Here is a 23,282-nt window from a genome sequence, read left to right on the forward strand (position 1 = left end):
TTTACTTAAGTTGGTGCGGGGCGGACCATGCGCCCCTATGGCTTACGTCGAATCCCGCTCCGCGCCCGTCCTGCAACGCGTTCCCTGGCTGCCCGGTGTGGCGTTGGCGGTGGGATTGGGAGTGGTCGCGCTGTGGGCGTCCGAGACGGCCTGGCTGCGACAGTGGCACCTGAGCGCACTGACCGTGGCGATCGTCATCGGTCTGCTGCTCGGCAACCTGTCGGGAGGACGATTGTCGCCGGCGTTCACGCCGGGGCTGGCCCTCGCGCAGCGGCAACTGCTGCGAGCGGGCGTGGTGCTGTACGGCCTGCGCCTGAGTTTCCAGGACGTGGCGGCGGTCGGTGCGCCGGGACTCGTGTTGGACCTGCTGATCGTGGCGTCGACGCTGGGCCTTGGCGTGTGGGCCGGTCGCCGCTGGTTCGGACTGGACCGCGACACCGCGCTGCTGACTGCCGCCGGAAGCGCGATCTGCGGCGCGGCGGCAGTGCTGGCGGTGGAGCGAGTGATCCGGCCGGAGCCCGGGAAGGTCGCGATTGCGGTGGCCAGCGTGGTGCTGTTCGGTACGCTCAACATCTTCCTGTATCCCGCGCTGTACCCGCACCTTGGGCTGGACGCCGCCGCGTTCGGGCTCTACACCGGCGCGACCGTGCATGAGGTCGCGCAGGTGGTCGCGGTCGGCAGCGCCATCGGCCCGGAGACCGCCGACGCGGCGGTGGTGGTCAAGCTCACCCGCGTGCTGATGCTGGTGCCGGTGCTGTTCCTGCTGGGCTGGCGCGAGGCGCGCGCGGGCGGGCAGCGGGCGATGGTGGTGCCGTGGTTCGCGCTGGGGTTCCTCGGTGTGGTGGCGCTGAATTCGCTGGTGACGATCCCCGCGGCCACGAAGTCGGCGCTGCTTGCCCTCGACACGCTGCTGCTGGCCACCGCGATGGCCGCGCTCGGCATGGAAACGCGCCTGTCGCGCCTGCGCGCGCTCGGTCCGCGTCCGCTGCTGCTGGCGGGCCTGCTGTTCCTGTGGCTGTGCGGTGGCGGATATGTGCTGGTGCGCTGGTTGGGTTGAGCCCCGCGCAGCCTAGAATGGGCGCACGGTGTCCGCGTCGGACACGGATCGTTCGTGGCGGGGGAGTGGATGCTGGATCTGTCGAAGGCACGCATCGCGGTCATCGGACTGGGCTACGTAGGGCTGCCACTGGCCGTGGAGTTCGGCCGCCAGTACGACACGCTCGGCTTCGACATCGACGCGCGTCGCGTCGAGCGCCTGCGTCGCGGCGAAGATGCCAACGGTGAAACCGGCGCCGACGAGATCGCCGCCGCGCAGCGCCTGGATGTCACCGCCGATCCGGCGCGGTTGCGCGAATGCAACGTGTTCGTCGTCACCGTGCCGACGCCCGTGGACGAACACAAGCGTCCCGACTTCACTCCGCTGGTTCAGGCCAGTCGCACGATCGGTGCCGTACTCAAGTCCGGCGATACGGTGATCTACGAATCCACCGTCTATCCCGGTGCGACCGAGGAAATCTGCGTGCCCGAGCTGGAACGCGCGTCGGACCTCGTGTTCAATCGCGATTTCTTCGTCGGCTACAGCCCGGAACGCATCAACCCCGGCGATCGCAAGCGCCGGCTGGTCGACATCCCGAAGGTGACGTCCGGTTCCACGCCCGAGGCCGCCGAGTTCGTCGATGCGCTTTACCGCAGCATCATCCGCGCGGGCACGCACAAGGTGTCCACGTTGCGCGTCGCCGAAGCATCGAAGGTGATCGAGAACACCCAGCGCGACGCCAACATTGCGCTGGTCAACGAATTTGCGCTGATCTTCCAGCGTCTGGGCATCGACACGACTGAAGTGCTGGAGGCGGCGGGCACGAAGTGGAACTTCCTGCCGTTCCGTCCCGGCCTGGTCGGCGGACACTGCATCGGCGTGGATCCGTACTACCTGATCCAGAAGGCGCAGGCCACCGGCTATTACCCCGACATCCTGCTCGCCTGCCGGCGCATCAACGATGCGATGGGCGAACACGTCGCTGCCGACGTGGTGAAGCTGATGATCCAGCGCGGCATCGCTGTGGCCGGCGCGCGTATCCTGATCCTTGGCATCACCTTCAAGGAAAACTGCGCGGACCTGCGCAACACGCGCGTGGTCGAGCTGGCGCAGAAGTTCGGCGAGTACCGCGCCCATGTCGATATCCACGACCCGTGGGCGGACGCGGGTGAAGCGCGCGCCGCGTACGGTGTCGACCTGATCGCAGCGCCGGAGCAGGGCGCCTACGACGCGGTGATCCTGGCCGTAGCGCACGAGCAGTTCCGCGAGCTCGGTGCGGAGGGCGCGCGGGCCTTCGGACGGCCGCACGCGCTGCTGTACGACATCAAGAGTCTGTATCCGCGCGAAGGCGTCGACGCGCGTCTGTAACGCACACCGCCCGCGTTCAGTCGAGCAGTTCGAGGACGCGTTCCGGCGGACGACCGATGACGGCCCGGCCACGATGCACGAACACCGGCCGCTCGATCAGGCGAGGGTGCGCATGCATCGCCTCGATGAGCGTCGCCTCGTCCAGAGATTCGTCGGCGAGTCCTAGCGCGGCGTACTCCTCTTCGCCACTGCGCAGCAGCGCGCGGGCAGGCAGGCCGATCAGGCCGATCAGTTCGCGCAGTTCATCCACGCTCGGCGGCGTGTCCAGGTAGGCAATGACCACCGGCTCGATGCCGCGTTCGTGCAGCAGCTCCAGCGCACCGCGCGATTTGGAACAACGCGGGTTGTGGTACAGGCGGGTCTCGTTCATCTCGTCCTCCGTCGCTGCAAAAGCAAAAGGCCGGCTTTCGCCGGCCTTTGCCTGAAACTGGTGGGCGGTACAAGTTTCGAACTTGTGACCCCTGCCGTGTGAAAGCAGTGCTCTACCGCTGAGCTAACCGCCCGTAAGGGCTGCGCAGTATACACCAGCGGGCACCGGATTTGGCAACAGGCGTCATGCCGCGGCGGTGTTCCTTCGAGGGGTGAGAAAAATAGGAATGATCCGGTGGTCCCGTCCCGGGCCGGATGGCGAAGATGTCGCCATGATTCGCACGCTGCTAGTAGACGATCACGCGATCGTGAGGGAAGGGTTCAAACGGCTGTTCCAGGGAACGGGCCGTTATTCCGTCGTAGCCGAGGCCGCCGATGCGGCCCTGGCGCTGGAGGCCGTCCGCCGGCGTCGCGTCGATGTCGCCGTGATCGACCTCAGTCTCGACGGGCCTGATGCCGGATTCTTCCTGTTGCGCGACCTGATGCACGTCGCGCCTGATGTCCTGCGTGTGGTGGTGAGCATGCACGACGATCCCGGCGTCGTGCTGCGCGCGCTCGACCACGGCGCGCAGGGTTACGTGAGCAAGGCGGCGGCCATCGCGGAATTGACGGACGTACTGGATCGGGTCGTGGCGGGCGAGATCGCGCTCAGCAGCGACGTGCGTCGCGCGATCGAGCGACCGCGCGGATTCGGCCTGACGCAGCGCGAGGAAGAAACGCTGCGTGGCCTGCTGTCGGAACTGCCGCCCAAGGCGATCGCCGCCGACCTGGGTATCAGCGTCAAGACGCTCTATCGCCATCGCACCAGCCTGCTGGTGAAGCTCGGTGCGCGCAGTGTGGCGGCGTTGCCGCGCATCGCACGCGAGCGCGGCCTGCTGCTGTCGAAACCGGAACGCTAAACCGCGCAGTTACTCCAGCTGCGACGCGGCGTATTGCGCGTCCAGCGCCTCCATCGCATCCAGCGGTTCGAGTTTCGACGCCTTCTCGTATTCGCTGGCGGCAGCGTCCTCCTTCTTGTCGCCGTGCAGCAGCATCAGCACGTTGCCGTACTCGATGTGCGCGATCGGCGACTGCGGTGTCAGCTTGAGCGCGGTGGCGATGTGCTTTTCCGCTTCGGCGGCTTTGGCGCCGTAGGTCAGGCCGCCGATCACGCCGCCGACCTTGCCGATGATCTCGGCGTGGTACAGCGCCAGCGCGGTGTGCGCCTCGGCATGCTTGGGCGAAAGCTCCAGCGCCTTGTCCAACGCGGTGCGCACCTTGCCCGCGATGCCGGCCTTCAGTGCCTTGGCGATGCTCAATCCCTGGCTGTAGCGGCCCAGCGCGAAGGCGTGGCGATAGTGGCTGTTGGTTTCGCCGGGGAGCGCCTTAACTGCGGTCTCGGCGATGCTGGCCGCCTGTTCGAAACGCTTCAGCCGTTCACCGTCGTCCTCGACCAGATACGTCGCATGGATGCCCAGTGCCTTCACCGCCACGGATGCGCCGACCGGCCCGAGCGCCTGCCCCGCATCGAACGCCGCCTTGAAATCGCCACGATGGAAGGCCCGCCACGCGTCCTGCAACGCGGCGGCCAGGGTGTCGGCATCCATTCCCTTGGGCGCGGCCTTGCCGGCCGCGGCAATCAGGGCTGCGGCACGTTTGGCATCGGGGAAGGGCTCGGTGTCGCCGGCATGCAGCTTCGGCCACGCTTTGAGCAGCGCGTTGCCGGCGTAGGCGAACTCTTTCGCGCCGAGCGGGAATGCGGCCCAGCTGGATTTGGCAGCCATCTGCGGTCCTTCGGAGAGGGGGCGGGGGCCCAGCATCCCGCTGGCGGGGCGACGCTGGCAAGGGGGCGGGTAGTGTGTTTGCTCCATGCCGCCCCGGGACAGTGGGCTCGACGGCCCGACCGGGCCTGCCTTCTGGAGAACCCCACATGCCGGCAGCGAAGTCGAAGACCCGAGCCCACGAAACCACCCTGCGCCACGTCTGGCTGGCCAGCCTCGGCCTGCTGGCCATCGGTCAGCGCGAAGCCTTCGCGGCCCGCGGTCGCCTGGTTGCCCGCGCGGTCGATCTGGAGGGTCGTGCCCGCGCGTTCGCCGGTTCTGCCGGTGCGCAGCTGCGCGGTCAGGTCGAGCCGACCGTGGTGCGCTTCAGCGCGGACATCGAGGCGCGCCTGGCCCCGGTGCTGGACAAGCTGGGCCTCGCGTCGCAGCGCAAGCGTCCGGTCCGCAAGGCCAGCAAGGCCGCCAAGCGCGCACGTCCTGCGCAGGGTCGTGCGACTTCCGCACGACGCGCGCGCAAGGGCTGAACGGCGTGACGATCCGCTCGGACCGCATTGCCGTCCGTTCGGATCAGTCGAGGTAGGCGCGCGTCAGCGTATTGAGGTGCACCCGTTCCGCATCGCGCAGGAACGGCGCCAGCAGCATCATCACCTGGACGATGCCGTCGCGGATCGCGGCGTGCTCGTCCTTGTCGCCACGCGCGGCAGCGTAGTTGAGCCAGAACGTCGCGATCACCAGCACGTTGGTCGCGGTCGCGGCGAGTTCGTCCTTCGAAGCGCGCAGGATCCCGGCCTGCAGCAGGCCGCGCATCACCGTGTGCGCCTGTTCGTCGGCACGGCGCAGGATGCGCGCGAAGCGCAGGCGCAGGCGGCGGTTGCGGCTCAGGATCTCGACCAGATCGCGATGCAGGAACCGGTAGTCCCAGATGCACTCGAACACCAGGTGCAGCTGCAGCCAGATGTCTTCCAGTCCCGGCAACCGTCCCTGCGGCGCGGCGAGCGCGGCGTCCATGCGCTCCTCGAAGCGCGCGAACAGCTGCTCGATGATGTCGTCCTTGTTGCGGAAGTGGTAGTACAGATTGCCCGGGCTGATCTCCAGCTCGTCGGCGATATGGTTGGTGGTGACGTTCGGCTCGCCCAGCGCATTGAACATCGTCAATGCGGTGTCGAGGATACGCTGGCGTGTCTGCTTCGCCATCGAGCGGTTCGCGGGGGCGGGCGGGGGATCGGCTGAAGCGGCGCGTCAACCGCGCAGCTTCTTCACCAGATCGACGTACTTGCGCTGGGCGTCGTCGCGGCCGGTTCCCTTGAGCTTGGCCCAGGCCTCGTACTTGGCGGTTCCGACGAAGTCGAAGAAGCCGGGCTTGGCCCCGCTCACGTCGCCCTCCGAACCTTGCTTGTAGAGCGCGTACAGGCGCAGCAGGGTGTCGTTGTCCGGACGCTCGGACAGCGACTGCACGTCCTTGGCGGCTTGCTCGAAAGACGATTGCAGGTCGGACATGGTGGCGCCCCTCCGGCGGCCGAGACGGTGCCGGCATTACCGCACGCACCGTCGGGGTGGTCAATACGCTCGGGAATTGTGGCGGGGCATCGGCTCTGGCAACGTAAGGGCATCGCCGCGCGGCGGCAGCTCAGGGTCAGGGAGTAGGTCATGAGTTACTTCGTCACCGGCGCCACCGGATTCATCGGCCGTTTCCTCGTCGGCAAGCTGCTCAAGCGCAAGGGCACGGTCTACGTGCTGGTGCGCAAGGATTCGCGCAAGAAGTTCGATGCCATCGCCAAGAAGATGGGATGGGACGCCAAGCGCGTCGTGCCGATCGAAGGCGACATGACGCAGGACAAGTGCGGCGTCAGCGCCGCGCAGATCCGCACGCTGGGCGGCAAGGTGAAGCACTTCTTCCACCTCGCCGCGATCTACGACCTCACCGCCAAGCCCGAGGCCCAGCGCGAAGCCAACATCGACGGCACGCAACACGCGCTCGACCTCGCCGCCGCGATCAAGGCCGAGGTCTTCCACCACACCAGTTCGATCGCCGCTGCCGGCCTGTATCCGGGCGTGTTCCGCGAGGACATGTTCGACGAAGCCGAAGGCCTGGACGATCCCTACCTGCGCACCAAGCACGATTCCGAAGGGCTGGTGCGCAGGGAAACGCGCGTGAAGTGGCGCATCTACCGGCCGGGCATGGTCGTGGGTCACTCGCAGACCGGCGAGATGGACAAGATCGATGGTCCCTATTACTTCTTCACCTTCCTCAAGAAGCTGCGGCAGATGCTGCCGCCGTGGATGCCGATGCTCGGCCTGGAAGGCGGGCGCATCAACATCGTGCCGGTGGATTACGTGGTCGACGCGATGGACCACATCGCGCACAAGCCGCGTCTCGATGGCCACTGCTTCCACCTGTCCGATCCGGAGCCCATGCGCGTGGGCGAGGTGCTCAACACCTTCGCGCGTGCCGGCCATTCGCCGGAGATGACCATGCGCATCGATGCGCGCATGTTCGCCTTCATCCCCGGCAGCGTGCGCGGCGCGGTGGCGAACCTGCCGCCGGTCCGGCGTTTCATCGGCATGCTGCTGCGCGACTTCAAGATCCCCAAGCAGGTGATGAAGTTCATCACCTATCCCACGCGCTTCGACAACCGCGAAGCCGAGCGCGCACTCAAGGGCAGCGGCATCCAGGTTCCGCCGCTGGAAACGTATGCGTGGCGGCTGTGGGACTACTGGGAGCGTTACCTCGATCCCGACCTGTTCGTCGACCGCACGCTCAAAGGCAAGGTGCGCAACAAGGTGGTGGTGATCACAGGCGGCTCCTCGGGCATCGGCCTGGCGACCGCGCAGCGCGTGGCCGAGGCGGGCGCGATCACGGTCATCGTCGCGCGCGGCGAAGAGGAGCTGTTCAAGGCCCGCGACGCGATGAACGCCGCCGGCGGCAAGGTCTTCGCCTACACCGCGGACCTGGCCGACATGGACGATTGCGATCGTCTGGTGAAGAAGGTGCTGGAGGAACACGGTCGCTGCGACGTGCTGGTCAACAACGCCGGTCGTTCGATCCGCCGTTCGATCGAGCTGAGCTACGACCGCTTCCACGATTTCGAGCGCACGATGCAGCTGAACTACTTCGGCAGCCTGCGGTTGATCATGGGCTTCCTGCCTGTGATGACCCATCGGCGCAAGGGTCACATCATCAACATCAGTTCGATCGGCGTGCTCGCGAATTCGCCGCGTTTCTCCGCTTACGTCGCGTCGAAGGCCGCGCTGGACGCATGGAGCCGCTGCGCGCAGGGCGAGCTGTCCGGCAAGGGCATCTGCTTCACCACCATCAACATGCCGTTGGTGAAGACGCCGATGATCGCACCGACCAAGATGTACGACAGCGTGCCCACGCTCACGCCGGACGAGGCCGCGGACCTGGTGGTGAAGGGCATCATCGAGCGCCCGAGTCGCATCGCCACGCGCCTGGGCATCTTCGCTTCGGTGATCAACGCGATCGCGCCGAAGGCATACGAAGTGATCATGAGCACCGCGTTCGAACTGTTCCCCGACTCCGCCGCCGCGCGTGGCGACAAGCAGGCGCTCCGGGGCGAAGTGAAACCCAGCAGCGAGCAGATCGCGTTCGCGGCGCTGATGCGCGGCGTGCACTGGTAGGTACGCCACGAGGAACTGTCGTCTCCCGCCAGGGAGACGACAGCGTCAATCGATCAGTACGCCTGGCATTGCAGGAAGCGCACCTTGCGGTCGCTGCCCGCCGGCGGCTGCAGCTGCAGCCGCGAGGCGCGCAGGGTGTCGTAGCGGCGCAGGACGCCGCAGATTTCCTGGATCTGCGCGTGGTCGACGTCCTCGCGCTGCTGGACGACGAGGGTCGAGCTGGTCGACCACAGCACGCGTTCGACCCAGGGCAGGGCGGCGACGGCATTGATCACTTCGCCGCGCTCGAACTGGTCGCGGTTCGGATCCGCCGGTGCGGCGACACCGAGCGCAGGCTCCGCTGCGGCCGGCGCGACCGACGCGGGGCGCGGTGCGGGCACTGGGGCGGCGGGTGCGGCAGAAACGGCCTCGCTGCCGGTGTCGCCTTCCGGCAACAACGCAGGCACGAGCCCGAGCAGCAATCCAAGGACGATCGCGCCACCCCATACGATCGCGGTTTCCTTCGCGCCGCGCTTGCGTGCGTTGGCGGTCAGGTCGTCGTGCAATGCCTGCGGCAGCATCGGGCCGACCAGCGACCACAGCGATTCGCCGTCGTACAGCTCAAGCGCACCGGCGGACTTTCGCGCGTCCGCGTCGATCCGCGCCGGCGTGGCGAGCACACCGCCCGCGGCGTTCTGGAAGCGCACGGCGTCCGCGAGTTCGCGGATGTTGGCGGACGCGAGGCGGGAGCGTGCGCCCGCGAGCTTGCTGACCAGCAGCCAGGTGCGGCCTTCGCGACGCAGGCGGATTTCCGCTTGCGGTCCCTGATCGAGCGACTGGTCCAGCGATTCGGCTTCGAATCCGCGCACCTGCAGCGCTTCGACCACCAGTCGCGCGAACTCGCGCCAGCGCATTTCCGCGAGTGCGGTGATGCCGGCGGCGGTCTCGGCCTGCCGTTGTCGCACCAGCCAGAGATAGGTCGTTGCCAGAGCACCCGCAAACACCGTGACCAGCAGGGCAATCGTCAGGGAGAAACCGTCGGGCATGCGCAACTCGCGTCGTCGTGGCTGGCGCGGACTATACGCGAGGCCGATGGCGATCCGTGTGGCGCGCATCACGAGGGCGCGGGCAGCGGCCGCCCGCGGACATGAGAAAGCCCGCCAGTCCGAAACCGTAAGGGGAGGGGAGCATACGGAGACGCGGACTGGCGGGCTTGTTGGAACGCCCGGCGCGGGACCGGACGGTGAAGCGGAAAACGATCAGCTCGAGGATGCAGGCCGGGTTGCCTTGCGCGGCGACTTGCGCGCGGCTGGACGCTTGGCGGCCTTGCTGGCCGGCGCCTTGCGCGCGCTGGTCTTGCGTGCGGGCGCACCGCCCTGGCGACGCAGTTCGGCGGTGAGCGCGTCGACGCGATTGGCGAGTTCGTTGAGGTCTTCGCGGCCGGGCACGCCCAGCTTCACCAGCGAGCGCTGCACGCGATCCTCGAACACCTTCTCCAACCGGTCCCAGGTATCGGCTGCACGCTCGCGCGCCTGGCCGACTTTGCCGCCGACCACGTCGCGGACCGCATCGGCCTGGCCGCCGGCGAAACGGCGCGCGGTCTGTTCCAGGGTCATGCCTTCCTTGATCAGCGCGTCGAACAGCTTGGTGCCTTCGGCCTGCGCGCGCGAGAACGCGCCCACGCCGGCCAGCCAGATCTGCTGCGCCGATTCGCTCAGCGAGCGCGAAAGCTGCTCGGCCTGCTGCTGGGCATCGGCCTTGCTGGCCTTGCCGCGTCCGCCCGAAGCGGTCTTCTTGGTCGCCTTCTTGAACTTCGCCATGCGCGTTCCCTCGAAAGGTGATGGGCCTCAGATGCGCTCACCTTCGCCCGGGGGTCTAGAGCTTTCACACCAAGGGACGAACGCGATGCGTCCCCCGCACCTCAGACCCACTCGCGTGAAGGCAGGGTGTAGCGTCGTTGCGGTCGGCCGATGAGGTCGAGGAACCGGTTGAAAACCTCGTCCGCCTGCGCCTGCATGCCGGCGATGTGGCGACGGGTGTGCTCGCGGATCGCGGCCTCGTCGGCGCGGGCGGGATCCAGTCCGCCGAGCTCCGCCAGCTCTTGGCGATAGGCCGGATTGGCCAGCCAGCGCTCGATCAGCGGCTGGTCCATCTCCAGGTGGAACTGGAAGCCGTAGGCGTTCTCGCCGTAACGGAACGCCTGCTGCTCGCAGCCGTCGGTGCGGGCCAGGTGCACGGCGTCGCGGGGCACGTCGAAACTGTAGCGGTGCCACTGGAACACCGGCGCGATCTCGCCCAGCGGCGACAGCACCGGATCGGTGCGGCCGGCATCGGTGGTGCGCAGCGGATACCAGCCGATCTCCGGTTCGTGATGGCGACGCACAGGCGCACCGAGCACGTGGGCGAGAAGCTGCGCCCCCAGGCAGATGCCGAGCACCGGCTTGCCCTGTTCGAGCATGCGTTCGATCGCGCGCAATTCCGTGCGCAGGTGGGGGCGCTGGGCCTGGTCCTCCACGTTCATCGGCCCGCCCAGCACGACCAGCCCGCGATAGCGGTCGACGTTGGGTTCAAAGTCCGGCTGGCGCTCGAAATTGGCGAAGCGGATGCGATGCCCGCGCCGGCGGATCAACCGGTCCAGCGTGCCCAGCGGTTCGGCGGCGACGTGTTGGAAGACGAGCAGGCGCGGCATGGCGGACAGCGGCGGCCCGTGGCCGCGAAGGGATGGCGCGACTATGCCAAATCCGAGGCGCTCAGGCGCGTGGGGCGGTGGCGATCACCACGATCGCGACGATCGCCAGCGCGATCGCGAGGCGGTTCCAGCGGTGGGTCTTCTCGCCGAACGCCAGCACGCCGACCGCAGTGCCCAGCACCACGACGGCGATGTTCATCGTCGCGAACACGACCGAAGGATGGTCCGACAGCGCCTGGTGCGCGCGCACGTAGAAGACGATGTTGCCGAAGTTGAGCGCGCCCAGCAGCAGGCCCGCGCCGAGGTTGCGCCAGCTCCAGCGCGTGCGCCTGCGTATCGCGCGCCACGCCTGTGCGGCGAGCATCAGCACGAAGGCGAGGACGAACGCCACCTGCAGCGCCGCGACCGACGGCGTGCCGGCCAGCGCGATGGTCTTGAGCATCACGTCGACCAGCGCGAAACCGACCCATACCGTCAGCAGCAGCGCCCAGCCTTGCCACGCGGGCGTCGCGCTGTCGTTCTGCGATGCGTCGGGTCGCACCACGATGCCGGCGACGGCGAGCAGGCCCAGCCCCAGTCCGAGCAACCGCTGTCCATCGACCCGTTCGCCGAACAGCGCGAACGCGGCCAGCAGCGACAGCAGCAGCGACAGCCGCTGGGCGACATCGGTGCGCACGATGCCCGTGCTGCGCACCGACGCGGCCAGCACCAGGAACAGCGACGGCAGCACGACCGCCAGCCCCAGCAATGCGGCCCACGGCGCGTGCGGTTGCGACAGCGTGTCCAGCGACGGACGCAGCAGCCAGGCGCACAGGACGCTGGCCGCCAGATAGTTCCAGGTGACCAGCTGGGCGACATCGAGCCGCGCACGCGGCGCGAGCTTGAGCACCACCGACACCAGCACGCTGCACAGCGCGCTGAACACGATCAGGTGCATCCGGCCCTCATGCGTCGGTGGCGGCGTTCGTCAGCGCGGCTTGGGCTTGTGGAAACCGCCGGGACGGTGCGGGCCGCCGGGCGGACGCGGGCCGCGCGGCGGACGGCGTTCGTCGTCGAACTCGCGCGCGTGGCGTCCGTGCGGCCGCTGGCCGTAACCGCCTGCGCCGCCACCGCCGCTCTCGCCCGGACGGCTGATGCGCAGCGGCTGTCCCGCCACGCGCACGCGCTTGAGGTGATCCATGACCTCGCGCGGCATGCCTTCGGGCAGGTCGATCAGGCTGTGGTCGTCGCGGATGTCGATGCGGCCGATGTAGCGGCTTTCCAGCTCGGCCTCGTTGGCGATGGCGCCGACGATATTGCCGGGCTTGACCCCGTGCATGTGGCCGACCTCGATGCGGAAGGTCTCCATGCCGACGTCCGGTGCGCGCGTGTCACGCGATTCGCGGGGTTCGCGCGGCGGACGCGGTTCGTGCCGCATCGGCGCGTCGTCGAACATCGCCTCGGCGGCGTTGATCGGGCGCTCGTCGCGTTCGCCTTGGCGCTCGACATGACGTTCGATCACCGGGCGCTCATAGGCAGGCGGGGCGGTGTGCGTCGACTCGCGCTGCGGACGCTCGCTGCGTTCCGGACGCTCGTAACGGTCGCTGCGCGCGGGGCGATCGTCGCGCGGCGCACGCGGCGCGGCGTCGCGGCCGTAGCGCGAATCGCGGCGGTCGCGCGGGCCGGCATCGCGCGGGTCGCGCGATTCGAAGCCCGCCTGCGTGTGCGGACGCAGCCGTTCGGCGGTGACGTCCAGCAACAGCGGCATGTCGCCCTGCACCAGGCGCGCCAGCGCCGCGGCGATTTCCACCGCCGGCACGTTCTTCTCGCGCTCGTAGCGTTCGACCAGTTCGCGGAATTGGCCCAGCCCGTCGCTTTCCAGCGCGGTGGTGATGCGGCCGAGGAAGCGGTTCACGCGCTGCTCGTTGACGGTCTCCACGGACGGCAGCGACATCGGTTCGATCGGCTGGCGCGTGGCGCGCTCGATTGCGCGCAGCATGCCGCGCTCGCGCGGGGTGACGAACAGGATCGCCTCGCCCTTGCGCCCGGCGCGGCCGGTGCGACCGATGCGGTGGACGTAGCTCTCGGTGTCGTACGGGATGTCGTAGTTCAGCACGTGGCTGATGCGCTCCACGTCGAGGCCGCGCGCGGCCACGTCGGTGGCGACGAGTACGTCGATCTTGCCGTCCTTGAGGTTCTGGATGGTCTTCTCGCGCTGCGCCTGCTGCACGTCGCCATTGATCGCGGCCGCGGCGATGCCGCGTGCGGCCAGCTTCTCGGCCAGTTCCTCGGTGGACTGCTTGGTGCGCGCGAACACGATCATCGCGTCGAACGGCTCGGCTTCGAGGATGCGCGTGATCGCATCGAGCTTGTGCATGCCGCTGACCGACCAGTAGCGCTGGCGGATGTTCGCGGCGGTGGTGGTCTTGGCCTTGATCGAGACCTCGACCGGATCCTTCAGGTAGGTCTGGGCGATGCGCTTGATCGGCGGCGGCATGGTCGCGGAGAACAGCGCCACCTGGCGCGACTCCGGCGTCTTCTTCAGCACCGCCTCGACGTCGTCGATGAAGCCCATGCGCAGCATCTCGTCGGCTTCGTCGAGCACGAGGCAGCGTAGCTCCGACAGGTCCAGCGAACCGCGTTCGAGGTGGTCGATGACGCGGCCGGGGGTGCCGACCACGACCTGCACGCCGCGCTTGAGCGCCTGCAGCTGCGGGTAGTAGCTCTGGCCGCCGTAGATCGGCAGCACGTGGAAGCCGGGCAGGTGGTGGGCGTACTTCTGGAACGCTTCGGCGACCTGGATCGCCAGTTCGCGCGTCGGCGCCAGAACCAGGGCCTGCGGCTTGTGCTTGCCCGGCTCGATGCGGGCGAGGACGGGCAGCGCGAATGCCGCGGTCTTGCCGGTACCGGTCTGGGCTTGGCCGAGCACGTCGCGGCCTTCGATCAGCGGCGGGATGGTCGCGGCCTGGATGGGCGAAGGCGACTCGTAGCCGACATCGGCCAGCGCGCGCAGCAGCGGCTCGGGCAGGGCGAGATCGGTGAATTTTAGGGACGGGGCATCGTTCGAGCTGGGCGACTCGGCGCTCATGGGGGAGGACTCGGCAGCGCCGGCGTACGCCGGTCGGAAGACCGAATAGTGTAACCGAGGGGCGTGTGCCGGCCGTGTAGTGCGGTTTTCTCAGCGCACGTTCGCGCGTAGCCCGGGTAAGGCTAAGTCGCACCCGGGCGTTCCGCGCACCGCTTCCCCGATGCGCGTGCGCTTACCCGGGCTACGTGGCCGGGATGACGGCTACGTGGTTCAGCGGGATGCGAGGCGGGACTTCAGCGGATTCCCAGCGCTGCGCCAGCGCGCACGTCCTTCTCCACGCGTCCATCCTTCATCACCCACTCGACCCGCTTCAGCGTCGTCACGTCGTGCAGCGGATCGCCGGACACTGCGATCAGGTCGGCACGCTTGCCCGGTTCCAGCGAGCCCACCTCGTCGGCGAGGCCGAGCAGGTCGGCGGCGTTGACCGTGGCGGCCTGGATCGCGGTCATCGGCGTCATGCCGTGCGCGACCATCAGCTCGAACTCGTCCGCGTTGCGTCCGTGCAGGCTGACGCCGGCATCGGTGCCGAAGGCGATCTTCACGCCCGCCGGCACCGCGCGCTCCAGTGCCTGGCCGGTGATGCCGATGCGCCATTCGATCTTCTGCCGCACTTCGCCGGTGTAGGCGTCGGGATTCCTCGCCAGCCGCTCCTTGTAGCCGTTGACCGTGGACAGCGTGGGCACGTAGTACGCGCCGGTCTGGCGCAGCAGCTTCAGGTCGGTGTCGTCCATCAGCGTGCCGTGCTCGATGGAATCGGCGCCGGCGCGCAGGGCCAGGGCGATGCCGTCGGCGCCGTGCGCGTGCACCGCGACCTTCTTCTTGTACAGGTGCGCGGTCTCGACGATCGCGCGCGCCTCGTCGTCGAACATCTGCTGCCCGAGCCCTGCGCCGATGCGGCTGTTGACGCCGCCGGTGGTGGCGATCTTGATGACGTCCACGCCGCGCGCGATCTGCCGGCGCACCGCCTTGCGGCAGGCCTCGACGCCGTCGCAGGTGTTGCCGTGCACGTCCAGCGCGGCATGCAGGTCGTCGCGGAAACCCAGGGTCGGGTCCATGTGCCCGGCGGTGGTCGAGATCGGCGTGCCTGCATCGACGATGCGCGGTCCCGGCAGCTTGCCCGCGGCCACCGCGTCGCGCAGGGCCAGCGTCACGCCGTCCTCGTCGCCGAGATTGCGCACGGTGGTGAAACCGGCGTCCAGCGTCTTGCGCGCGTTCACCGCGGCCTCGTAGGCGTGGTCGGCGACGCCCTTGCTGATGCCTTCGAGCTGGCCTTCCACGCCGGCCTTGTCCGAGGTCAGGTGCACGTGGCTGTCGATGAGGCCCGGGAGCACGAAGCGATCGCGCAGGTCGATCACGACGGCCTGCGCGCCTGCCTCGGGAAATGCCGCGGCATCGACGAAGCCGTCGCGCACGGCGCGCACGCGGCCCGCGCAGACCAGCACCGTGATCGAGCCGCGTGCGGCATGTCCCGGGCGGTCGAGCAGGCGGCCGGCCTGGACCACGCTGCACGACGACGTCGCCGGCGAGGCATCCTGCGCCAGCACCGGCAGCGCGCAGGGCAGGAGCAAGGCCCAGCCCAGAGTGCGCATCCAGTGGTGCGAAGCGGCGTGCGTGCGACGTTGCGAGGTCATGCGGTCGGTTCCCTTGTTGGCGACATGAACCGCAGCATACGGGCTTCGCGGCCGCGCCGACTGCGACCGGCTCCGCCGTCGCAGACTGGATCGGCCTCATCGACCGGCTTGTCCCGCGCCGCGCGCGCCTCCATCTCGGGCGTCATGCTGAATCCGCATTTCGACAATCGCTTCGTACGCGACCTGCCCGGTGATCCCGACCTTGCACCGGGCATACGCCAGGTGCACGGGGCGGCGTATTCGCGCGTGCAGCCCACGCCGGTGGCGGCACCACGGCTGCTGGCGCATTCGGTCGACATGGCGCGGCGGCTGGGCTTCACCGAGACGGACGTGGCCTCGCCGGAGTTCGCGCGAGTGTTCGGCGGCAACGCGTTGCTGCCGGGCATGGAGCCGTTCTCGGCCAACTACGGTGGGCACCAGTTCGGGACCTGGGCGGGGCAGCTCGGCGACGGCCGCGCGATCACGCTGGGCGAGATGATCAACGCCGCCGGCGAACGTTGGGAACTGCAACTCAAGGGCGCCGGCCTGACGCCGTACTCGCGCAATGCCGACGGTCGCGCCGTGCTGCGTTCGTCGGTCCGCGAATTCCTGTGCAGCGAGGCGATGCACCACCTCGGTGTCCCGACCACGCGCGCGCTGAGCCTGGTCGGCACCGGCGAGTCGGTCGAGCGCGACATGTTCTACGACGGCCATCCCGAGATGGAACCCGGCGCCGTGGTGTGCCGCGTCGCGCCCTCGTTCATCCGCTTCGGCAATTTCGAGCTGCCGGCGTCGCGCAACGACGCCGAGCTGTTGCGCCAGCTCGCCGACTTCTGCATCCGCCGCGATTTCCCGCACCTGCGCGGTCGCGGCCAGCCGCTCTACGCGGACTGGTTCGCCGAGGTGTGCGAGCGCACGGCGGTGATGGTCGCGCACTGGATCCGGGTCGGCTTCGTGCATGGGGTGATGAACACCGACAACATGTCCATCCTCGGCCTGACCATCGATTACGGCCCGTACGGCTGGATCGACAACTTCGACCCGGGCTGGACGCCCAACACCACCGACCGCCACCAGCGCCGCTACCGCTACGGCCAGCAGCCGCAGGTGGCGTACTGGAATCTGGGCCGCCTGGCCGGCTCGCTGTCGCTGCTGTTCGACGACGTGACCCCGTTGCAGGACGGGTTGCGCCGGTTCGTTTCGCGCTACATGGAGGCCGACCGCGCCAACACCGCCGGCAAGCTCGGCCTGGACGAATGCCGCGACGACGACACCGCGCTGATGCAGTCGCTGCAGGCGCTGATGACCGACGGCGAGATCGACATGACGCTGTTCTTCCGGGGCCTGGCCGCTGTCGATGCGAGTGCGCCGGACTTCGAGCGCCTTGACGAAGCGTTCTACGATCCGGAGCGGCGCGAAGCGGTCGAGCCCGCGTTGCGCGAGTGGTTCGCGCGCTACCACGCGCGGTTGTCGCGGCAGGATCTGCCCGAGGACGTCCGGCGCGCACGCATGGACGCGGCCAACCCGCGCTACGTGCTGCGCAACTACCTCGCGCAGGAAGCCATCGACCGCGCCACGCAGGGCGACATGGACGGCGTGACGGAGCTGCTCGAAGTCATGCGACGGCCCTACGAGGACCAGCCCGGTCGCGAGGCCTACGCACGCCGCCGCCCGGACTGGGCGCGCGAACGTGCGGGATGCTCGATGCTGTCGTGCAGTTCCTGAGGCCGGTCAGGCGCTGACCGCGGGCTCGCGCGGCCAGCGTTCCAGCAGGTCGGGCGACAGGCCCACGCGCCGGCAGGCACGTGGCGCGACGCCATCGCTGAGCGCGATGCGGAACAGCGGCGCGATCGCCCGCAGCGCCCGCGCCGAGAGCATCGCCTGGCTGTTCTGCCACGACGTGCGTTTCAGGCTGATCGCGGCCCATTCGGGCAGCAGCGCCGCGCCCGCGCCGAGGAACAGGTCGCGCGTGGTCGCGGGCGCCGGCACCGGCAAGTCGATCCGCGACAGCACCTCCAGCACTTCGCGCGAACGTCCGTCGTAGCGCAACTGCGGCTGGACGCGTTCGAAGTACGCGCGCACCTGCGCCTCCGACGCCGGCACGTCGCGCGCGCCAAGCGCCTGCGCGACGCGGCGCACTTCGTCGTAATAGCGGTCGGCCGCGCCTTCGGGCAGTGGCAGAGGCGAATAGCGGCGAAAGCCTTCGAGGAAGCCGTAGCTTTCGGTGACGTGCACCCAGGTCAGCAGATCCGGATCGTCGGCGCGGTAGTCGCGACCGTCCGGCGTGGCGCCGTGAACCTGGGCGTGGATCGCGGCGACGCGCTCGATCAGCTTGCGCGCTTCCGGCTTCGACGCGTAGGTGGTGCCAGCGACGAAGTTGGTGGTGCGGCGCAGGCGTCCGATCAGGTCGGTGCGGAAGTTCGAGTGGTCCCACACGCCGGCCAGTGCCAGTGGATGCAGGGTCTGCAGCATCAGCGCGCACAGGCCGCCGGAGAGCATGCCGGGGAAATCCGAATGCACGCGCCAGGTGACGCTGTCCGGACCGAACAGGCCGGGATCGCTGGCTGGGTGGTCGTAATCGATGCCGCTCTGTCCACGCGGGAATGCCGAGAGCACCCAATGGCGGATGCGGGCGGCGGCCGGTGCGGTGAGGGCACGCGTGAGGGGCATGCGCCGATCATCCCACGGGCGAAGCCCGCATGGCTGTGACGCATGACGGACAGAGCGTTGCGGCCCGTGCGGGTAGAATGGCGGCATGCCCCTGATCACCCTGAACAACGTCGACTACGGCGTCGGCGGCCCTTTGCTGCTGGACGACGTCGTCCTGTCCATCGAACCCGGCGAACGCATCGCCCTGATCGGCCGCAACGGCGCCGGCAAGTCCACGCTGATGCGCCTGATCGCGGGTGAAATCCATCCCGACGACGGCGAGATCCGTCGCGAGGGCGGCGTGCGCGTGGCGCGGCTGGAGCAGGAAGTCCCGGCCGGCGCCGAGGGCGACGTGTGGGACGTGGTGGCCGGCGGTTTGGGCGAACTGGGCGCATGGCTGGCGCAGTACCACCACCTCAGCCACGCCGAACATGTCGACACCGATGCATTGGCGAAGGTGCAGCAGAAGATCGAGGACGCACAGGGCTGGTCGCTGGACCAGCGCGTGACCGAGACGCTGCAGCGGCTCGACCTCGACGGCGATGCGGTGTTCGCGCGCCTGTCCGGCGGCATGAAGCGCCGCGTGCTGCTGGCGCGCGCGCTGGTGTCCGCGCCGGACGTGCTGCTGCTTGACGAGCCGACCAACCATCTCGACATCGAGGCCATCGACTGGCTCGAAACGTTCCTGAAGGGCTGGCAGGGCGCGCTGCTGTTCGTCACCCACGACCGCCGTTTCCTACGCTCGCTCGCCACGCGCATCGTCGAGATCGACCGCGGACAGGTGACCAGCTGGCCCGGCGACTGGGACAACTACCTGCGCCGTCGCGAGGAACGCCTCAACGCCGAGGCGCAGGAGAACGCGCGCTTCGACAAGCTGCTGGCGCAGGAAGAGGTGTGGATCCGCCAGGGCATCAAGGCGCGCCGCACGCGCGACGAAGGCCGCGTGCGCCGGCTCAAGCAGATGCGCGTGGAGCGCTCGGAGCGGCGCGAGCTGTCCGGCAACGTCAAGATGGATTTCGCCCAGAGCGAGGCCTCGGGCAAGAAGGTGATCGAAGCCAAGGGCGTCGACTTCGCCTTCGGCGAGCGCGTGCTGATGCGCGATCTGTCCACCACGATCTTCCGCGGCGACCGCATCGGCCTGATCGGCCCCAACGGCAGCGGCAAGACCACCCTGATCAAGCTGCTGCTGGGCGAGCTGAAGCCCGACGCAGGCGAGGTGAAGCTCGGCAGCAACCTGCAGGTCGCGTACTTCGACCAGTACCGCGCCACGCTGCGCGAGGACTGGAACGCGCTGGAGAACGTCGCCGAGGGTCGCGAGTTCGTTGAGGTCGGCGGCAAGTCCAAGCACGTCATCGGCTACCTGCAGGATTTCCTGTTCACGCCCGAACGCGCGCGCGCGCCGATCACCCGCCTGTCCGGCGGCGAGCGCAACCGCCTGCTGCTGGCCAAGCTGTTCGCGCAGCCGTCCAACCTGCTGGTGATGGACGAACCGACCAACGACCTAGACGTGGAAACGCTGGAGCTGCTGGAAGAACTGCTCGGCGACTATCCCGGCACGCTGCTGCTGGTCAGCCACGATCGCGACTTCCTCGACAACGTCGTGACCTCGACGCTGGTGATGGAAGGCGACGGCCGCGTCGGCGAATACGTCGGCGGCTATTCCGACTGGCTGCGCCAGCGTCCGGTGCAGTCCGTACCCGCGTCGCAGGCGAAGCCCGTCGTCGCGCCGGCGAGTGCACCCGCGCCCGTCGCGGTGCCGAAGAAGAAGCTCAGCTACAAGGACGCGCGCGAGCTGGAACAGCTGCCGGTGCGCATCGAAACCCTGGAAACGCGCGTGGCCGAACTCACCGCGCAGATGAACGATCCCGCGTTCTACCAGCGCGACGGCGCCGCGATCACCGCGCACACCGACCTGCTGGCGAAGACGCAGGCCGAGCTCGACACCGCGTACGAGCGCTGGAACGAGCTGGAAGGCTAGGCGTCGACGACCGTCACGACGACAGCAGTTCCACGATCCGCGCGACCGCCTCGCGCTTGCGCGGCGTGATGCGACGCAACGCGACCAGGACCCGGCCTTCCAGATCGTCGCGCGCGTAGTCCTGCACGACCACGGCATCGACGAATGCATCGTCGTCGGTGCAAAGCGGCCCTCGTCCCGTGGCAAGCCACTCGAAATGGACGCTGGTCTCGCAGGCGATCTGTGAAAGATGCTCGACGCTGGGCCGCGTTCCCGCATCGCGTTCCCACTGGGTCACCGCGCTTCGCTGGACGCCCAGGCGACGGGCCAGTTCAGCCTGTGTCAGCAGCGCTTGCGTCCGGGCGCGCCGGATCCTGATTGACATGCTCATGGATGCGTTCCTTGTGGCCATGAACCCGCGGAAGTGCCGCTGAACAGACAGCGATACTGCCGGCATTTTGGACAGAGACCCTGCCGTCCATCGCGTGGGGCGGATCGGGCGGCAGTTCCGCCTTGCTCCGGAAGCGGTACTTAGCGGCAAACGCCGTACGCCGTCCGGATAGGACGTTCGATTGCCGGTAGGTTTCGCGTTCTGACCTGCGTATGGGCTGCGTCGAGGCGGACGGGAAGCCGTAATGCGAACTCACCGGTTCCTGCTGGTCGCGCCGAGCCTGCTCTCGAGCGGGGAGGCGATCACTCTGCTGCACATGGCGGAAGCCATCGAGCGTAACGGCGATGAATGCGTGCTGCTGGCGGGAGGCGCGCTTCGTCGCGTTGCGCAGTCGCGGATACGCGGTGCGGTGCTGGCGCTGACGGATTCGCTCGAAGCCAATCGCGCGCTGTGGAAGCACGCACTGGCGATCTCGGCGCCGCACGCCATCGTCTTCGCCGACTATCCGTTGATGTTCCACTCCAGCGGCGTCGCACCGCTCGCGGACGAAGCCTGGGCGCTGGCGCTGGAGCGGCTGGATGCCGCGCTCGTCACGTTCGACCACCTCGGACTCGCCAGTGCGGAAGGACGCATCATTCCCTTCGGTCCGCCGCACATGACGTTCGCGCTGGAGGTGACGGCCCGGCTGCCGCCCGGCATGCGCGTGCTGTTGCCGTGCCCGATCCACGATCCAGCAAGCGCGCAGCGTCCGGAAGGCATCGCGTTCCGAAGCTGGTCCGGCACCGCTGGAACGATCGACGAAGCAAGGACGACACGGCAGGAACTCGGCGTCGCCGAACACGAACTGCTGGTGCTGTACTCGACGCCCGCATGGGCGAGCAGGATCGCGGACGACCTGCGCCTCCCGCACCATCGATACGTGCTGCCGATCCTTCGCGACGCGCTGCACGCGCTGGATCGACCGGTGGCCGTGGCGATGATGAACGCCGTTACCGACGACGAAGCGGGCGAGGGCGTGAGGGGTATCGCGCTTCCCCCGTTGCCGGTCGATCGCTTCGAGCGCCTCGTCGGCGCGGCCGATCTCGTGCTCACCGACAACGTCGTTTCGTCCGCGATGGGCAAGGCGATCCAGTTGCGACGACCGTGCGCGGCGCTGGTCAACAGCCACTGTCTGTCCGAGCTGCACGATATCGGCGACGACACGGGCGTGCGCTGGGCGAATGCGATGGAACGCGAGCGCATCGGTTCCGTCTTTCCGTGGGAGGTGTTTCCGGTCTGGAGCAAGGACGACCTGCACCGGCTCGGGATGGACCGCAATCCCGGATTCCGGCGCGCGTACGCACGCGTGGAGATGTTCGGAGGAGACAATTCCGGAGAAGTACTCGCCGACCTGCTCGACGGCGATGGCAATGACGTGCTCGCCAGTGCGCGACACGCCTACAACGGCGCGCTCGACGCGCTGCCCGGCCCGTACGAAAGCCTTCGGATGGCGCTCGCATGAACGTACTGATCGTCGCGCCCGTCGAAGGAGGCTCAGGCGAGACCGTCACGGCCCGGTACCTGGGACGGTCGCTGGTCCAGCGCGGCCACCGCGTCCACTTCGCCGCATCGCCTTTTGCCGCGGCGTTCCTTTCCGGCGATTTCGCCGATGCGCTGACCGTGCTCGGGCTGGATGGGCCGGAGAACGTCGAGACCTGGACTCGCCTGCGGCGCGACTTCCGCGCCGACGCGATCGTCTTCGCCGACTATCCGCTGATGTTCCTCAGGACCGGCGTGGTTCCGCTGGCTGCCGAGCCGGGATGGGAAGAGGCGCTGTGCGATTCCGACGCGTGCCTGGTGACGCTCGACCACTTCGGGTTCGCGCAACGGGAAATGGGCATCTTCATGGGCCCGCCGCACTTGTGCCACGCCTACCATCGCTTCAGACCGATCCCGCCGCGCATGAAGATCATGCTGCCCTGTCCGATGCACGAGCCGGACAGCGTCGAGGGACGCAAGGGAAGTCCCTTCCGATACTGGGACGTGCCGCTGTCGATTCCGGACGCGGAGCGCAACGCCGCCCGCCTGGAACTGGGATGCGACGCCGACGAGTTCGTCGTGCTGCACATCGTGTCGAAATGGGCCTGGGAGTCCGTGGAAAGCTACGGGCTGTCTTTCTACCGCCACCTGGGCGAACTGCTGCACGCGTACCTGTCGTCCGTGGGGCGGCGGGTGCGGATCGTCGCGCTGAACAACGGCAGCCTCCTGCAGCCGAGATCCGGCAATGGCGTCGAGCTCGTCAACATCCAGCAGCTCGCCCCGGCGCAGTTCGACAAGCTGCTGCTCAGCGCGGATCTTCTGCTGACCGAAAACCGTGTGTCGATATCGATGGGCAAAGCGGTGTGCGGGTTGCGTCCGGCCGCCGTGCTCAAGAACAGCTACGGCATCCTGGACCTGCTCGACCGGTGCGAAGCGGGCGTGCGCAAGGTCGTGCTTGCGATGGAACAGGATCGCCCCGGCACCGTCTTCCCCTACGACTGCTATCCCACCGACACGGGCGGTCTCCTCGAAGAGATCGTCCTGTACAAGGACAACAGTCTGACCCGCGCGTTCGCGGAACTCGAAGTCTTCGGTGGAGCCGACACGGCGGAGCGGATCGCCGGCCTGTTGAACGGCGAGGCCGAGCGCGGCGCACTGCGCGAACACCAGCAACGTTACGTCGATCGCCTCGGCCGCGTGGCCGATGGCGCGAGTGTGCTCGAAGCGCTCGTGGCGGCATGAGGAAACGA

21 protein-coding genes and 1 tRNA gene are annotated in these 23,282 nt (G+C 68.4%); 9 read left to right on the forward strand and 13 right to left on the reverse strand.

All coding sequences use genetic code 11. From position 1 onward, the window contains the following. Positions 1–37: 37 nt before the first annotated feature. Positions 38–1,057, forward strand: coding sequence for a YeiH family protein (locus FOF45_RS14340; RefSeq protein ID WP_158986010.1), 1,020 nt, complete (start codon positions 38–40; stop codon positions 1,055–1,057). Positions 1,058–1,126: 69 nt separating this feature from the next. Continuing rightward, the gene (locus FOF45_RS14345) at positions 1,127–2,404 is read left to right on the forward strand and encodes a nucleotide sugar dehydrogenase (RefSeq protein ID WP_199244491.1); all 1,278 of its coding nucleotides are present in this window, start codon (positions 1,127–1,129) and stop codon (positions 2,402–2,404) included. Between the two features lie 16 nt (positions 2,405–2,420). On the opposite strand, the gene arsC is transcribed toward FOF45_RS14345, so the two are convergent. Both arsC and FOF45_RS14355 read right to left on the reverse strand, forming a co-directional pair. Then, entirely contained in the window at positions 2,421–2,774 is a 354-nt protein-coding gene (gene arsC, locus FOF45_RS14350; RefSeq protein WP_158986012.1) for an arsenate reductase (glutaredoxin), read from the reverse strand. Between the two features lie 58 nt (positions 2,775–2,832). Next, positions 2,833–2,907, reverse strand: a tRNA-Val gene (locus FOF45_RS14355). A gap of 138 nt (positions 2,908–3,045) precedes the next feature. On the opposite strand from FOF45_RS14355, the gene FOF45_RS14360 reads away from it, so the two are divergent. Then, the gene (locus FOF45_RS14360; protein ID WP_158986014.1) at positions 3,046–3,672 is read left to right on the forward strand and encodes a response regulator transcription factor; all 627 of its coding nucleotides are present in this window, start codon (positions 3,046–3,048) and stop codon (positions 3,670–3,672) included. 9 nt (positions 3,673–3,681) lie between these two features. Here FOF45_RS14360 and FOF45_RS14365 read toward each other — a convergent pair whose 3' ends face one another. Beyond that, entirely contained in the window at positions 3,682–4,536 is an 855-nt protein-coding gene (locus FOF45_RS14365) for a tetratricopeptide repeat protein (RefSeq protein WP_158986016.1), read from the reverse strand. A gap of 146 nt (positions 4,537–4,682) precedes the next feature. On the opposite strand from FOF45_RS14365, the gene FOF45_RS14370 reads away from it, so the two are divergent. Further along, positions 4,683–5,057, forward strand: a complete 375-nt coding sequence (locus FOF45_RS14370) for a hypothetical protein (RefSeq protein ID WP_158986018.1) — start codon at positions 4,683–4,685, stop codon at positions 5,055–5,057. Between the two features lie 43 nt (positions 5,058–5,100). On the opposite strand, the gene FOF45_RS14375 is transcribed toward FOF45_RS14370, so the two are convergent. Next, positions 5,101–5,727, reverse strand: a complete 627-nt coding sequence (locus FOF45_RS14375) for a TetR/AcrR family transcriptional regulator (protein WP_158986020.1) — start codon at positions 5,725–5,727, stop codon at positions 5,101–5,103. A gap of 45 nt (positions 5,728–5,772) precedes the next feature. Then, on the reverse strand, positions 5,773–6,030 hold the full coding sequence (locus FOF45_RS14380; RefSeq protein ID WP_158986022.1) for an acyl-CoA-binding protein: 258 nt from the start codon (positions 6,028–6,030) through the stop codon (positions 5,773–5,775). A gap of 150 nt (positions 6,031–6,180) precedes the next feature. Here FOF45_RS14380 and FOF45_RS14385 point away from each other — a divergent pair, with 150 nt between their 5' ends. Then, the gene (locus FOF45_RS14385; protein ID WP_158986024.1) at positions 6,181–8,172 is read left to right on the forward strand and encodes an SDR family oxidoreductase; all 1,992 of its coding nucleotides are present in this window, start codon (positions 6,181–6,183) and stop codon (positions 8,170–8,172) included. A 53-nt stretch (positions 8,173–8,225) separates the two neighbouring features. Here the strand turns inward: FOF45_RS14385 and FOF45_RS14390 are convergent, their stop codons facing one another. The 6 genes from FOF45_RS14390 to FOF45_RS14415 form a co-directional block, all read right to left on the reverse strand. Then, complete coding sequence (locus tag FOF45_RS14390; protein WP_158986026.1) at positions 8,226–9,197, reverse strand: restriction endonuclease; 972 nt, start codon at positions 9,195–9,197, stop codon at positions 8,226–8,228. 213 nt (positions 9,198–9,410) lie between these two features. Then, complete coding sequence (locus tag FOF45_RS14395; RefSeq protein ID WP_158986028.1) at positions 9,411–9,971, reverse strand: phasin family protein; 561 nt, start codon at positions 9,969–9,971, stop codon at positions 9,411–9,413. Positions 9,972–10,072: 101 nt separating this feature from the next. Further along, positions 10,073–10,840, reverse strand: coding sequence for a type 1 glutamine amidotransferase (locus FOF45_RS14400; RefSeq protein WP_158986030.1), 768 nt, complete (start codon positions 10,838–10,840; stop codon positions 10,073–10,075). A gap of 61 nt (positions 10,841–10,901) precedes the next feature. Continuing rightward, positions 10,902–11,777 carry an EamA family transporter gene (locus tag FOF45_RS14405; protein WP_158986032.1) on the reverse strand — a complete coding sequence of 292 codons (876 nt, stop codon included), beginning with the start codon at positions 11,775–11,777 and terminating at the stop codon, positions 10,902–10,904. Positions 11,778–11,807: 30 nt separating this feature from the next. Next, complete coding sequence (locus FOF45_RS14410) at positions 11,808–13,907, reverse strand: DEAD/DEAH box helicase (protein ID WP_158986034.1); 2,100 nt, start codon at positions 13,905–13,907, stop codon at positions 11,808–11,810. A 233-nt stretch (positions 13,908–14,140) separates the two neighbouring features. Continuing rightward, complete coding sequence (locus tag FOF45_RS14415; protein ID WP_199244492.1) at positions 14,141–15,538, reverse strand: metal-dependent hydrolase family protein; 1,398 nt, start codon at positions 15,536–15,538, stop codon at positions 14,141–14,143. A gap of 144 nt (positions 15,539–15,682) precedes the next feature. On the opposite strand from FOF45_RS14415, the gene FOF45_RS14420 reads away from it, so the two are divergent. Further along, complete coding sequence (locus tag FOF45_RS14420) at positions 15,683–17,242, forward strand: protein adenylyltransferase SelO (protein WP_158986036.1); 1,560 nt, start codon at positions 15,683–15,685, stop codon at positions 17,240–17,242. A gap of 6 nt (positions 17,243–17,248) precedes the next feature. On the opposite strand, the gene FOF45_RS14425 is transcribed toward FOF45_RS14420, so the two are convergent. Further along, the gene (locus FOF45_RS14425; protein WP_158986038.1) at positions 17,249–18,187 is read right to left on the reverse strand and encodes an oxygenase MpaB family protein; all 939 of its coding nucleotides are present in this window, start codon (positions 18,185–18,187) and stop codon (positions 17,249–17,251) included. An 85-nt stretch (positions 18,188–18,272) separates the two neighbouring features. On the opposite strand from FOF45_RS14425, the gene FOF45_RS14430 reads away from it, so the two are divergent. Then, entirely contained in the window at positions 18,273–20,144 is a 1,872-nt protein-coding gene (locus FOF45_RS14430; RefSeq protein WP_158986040.1) for an ATP-binding cassette domain-containing protein, read from the forward strand. A gap of 13 nt (positions 20,145–20,157) precedes the next feature. On the opposite strand, the gene FOF45_RS14435 is transcribed toward FOF45_RS14430, so the two are convergent. Beyond that, positions 20,158–20,514 (reverse strand): helix-turn-helix domain-containing protein, encoded by a 357-nt coding sequence (locus FOF45_RS14435; protein WP_158986042.1) that lies wholly within the window; start codon positions 20,512–20,514, stop codon positions 20,158–20,160. A gap of 244 nt (positions 20,515–20,758) precedes the next feature. Here FOF45_RS14435 and FOF45_RS14440 point away from each other — a divergent pair, with 244 nt between their 5' ends. Together FOF45_RS14440 and FOF45_RS14445 are read left to right on the forward strand one after the other, a co-directional pair. Further along, on the forward strand, positions 20,759–22,015 hold the full coding sequence (locus FOF45_RS14440; RefSeq protein WP_158986044.1) for a DUF6365 family protein: 1,257 nt from the start codon (positions 20,759–20,761) through the stop codon (positions 22,013–22,015). Then, complete coding sequence (locus tag FOF45_RS14445; protein WP_158986046.1) at positions 22,012–23,274, forward strand: DUF6365 family protein; 1,263 nt, start codon at positions 22,012–22,014, stop codon at positions 23,272–23,274. The genes FOF45_RS14440 and FOF45_RS14445 overlap by 4 nt, the downstream gene beginning before the upstream one ends. The last annotated feature ends 8 nt before the right edge of the window (positions 23,275–23,282 follow it).

Source organism: Lysobacter panacisoli, from assembly GCF_009765165.1.
Lineage (GTDB): Bacteria > Pseudomonadota > Gammaproteobacteria > Xanthomonadales > Xanthomonadaceae > Lysobacter_J > Lysobacter_J panacisoli.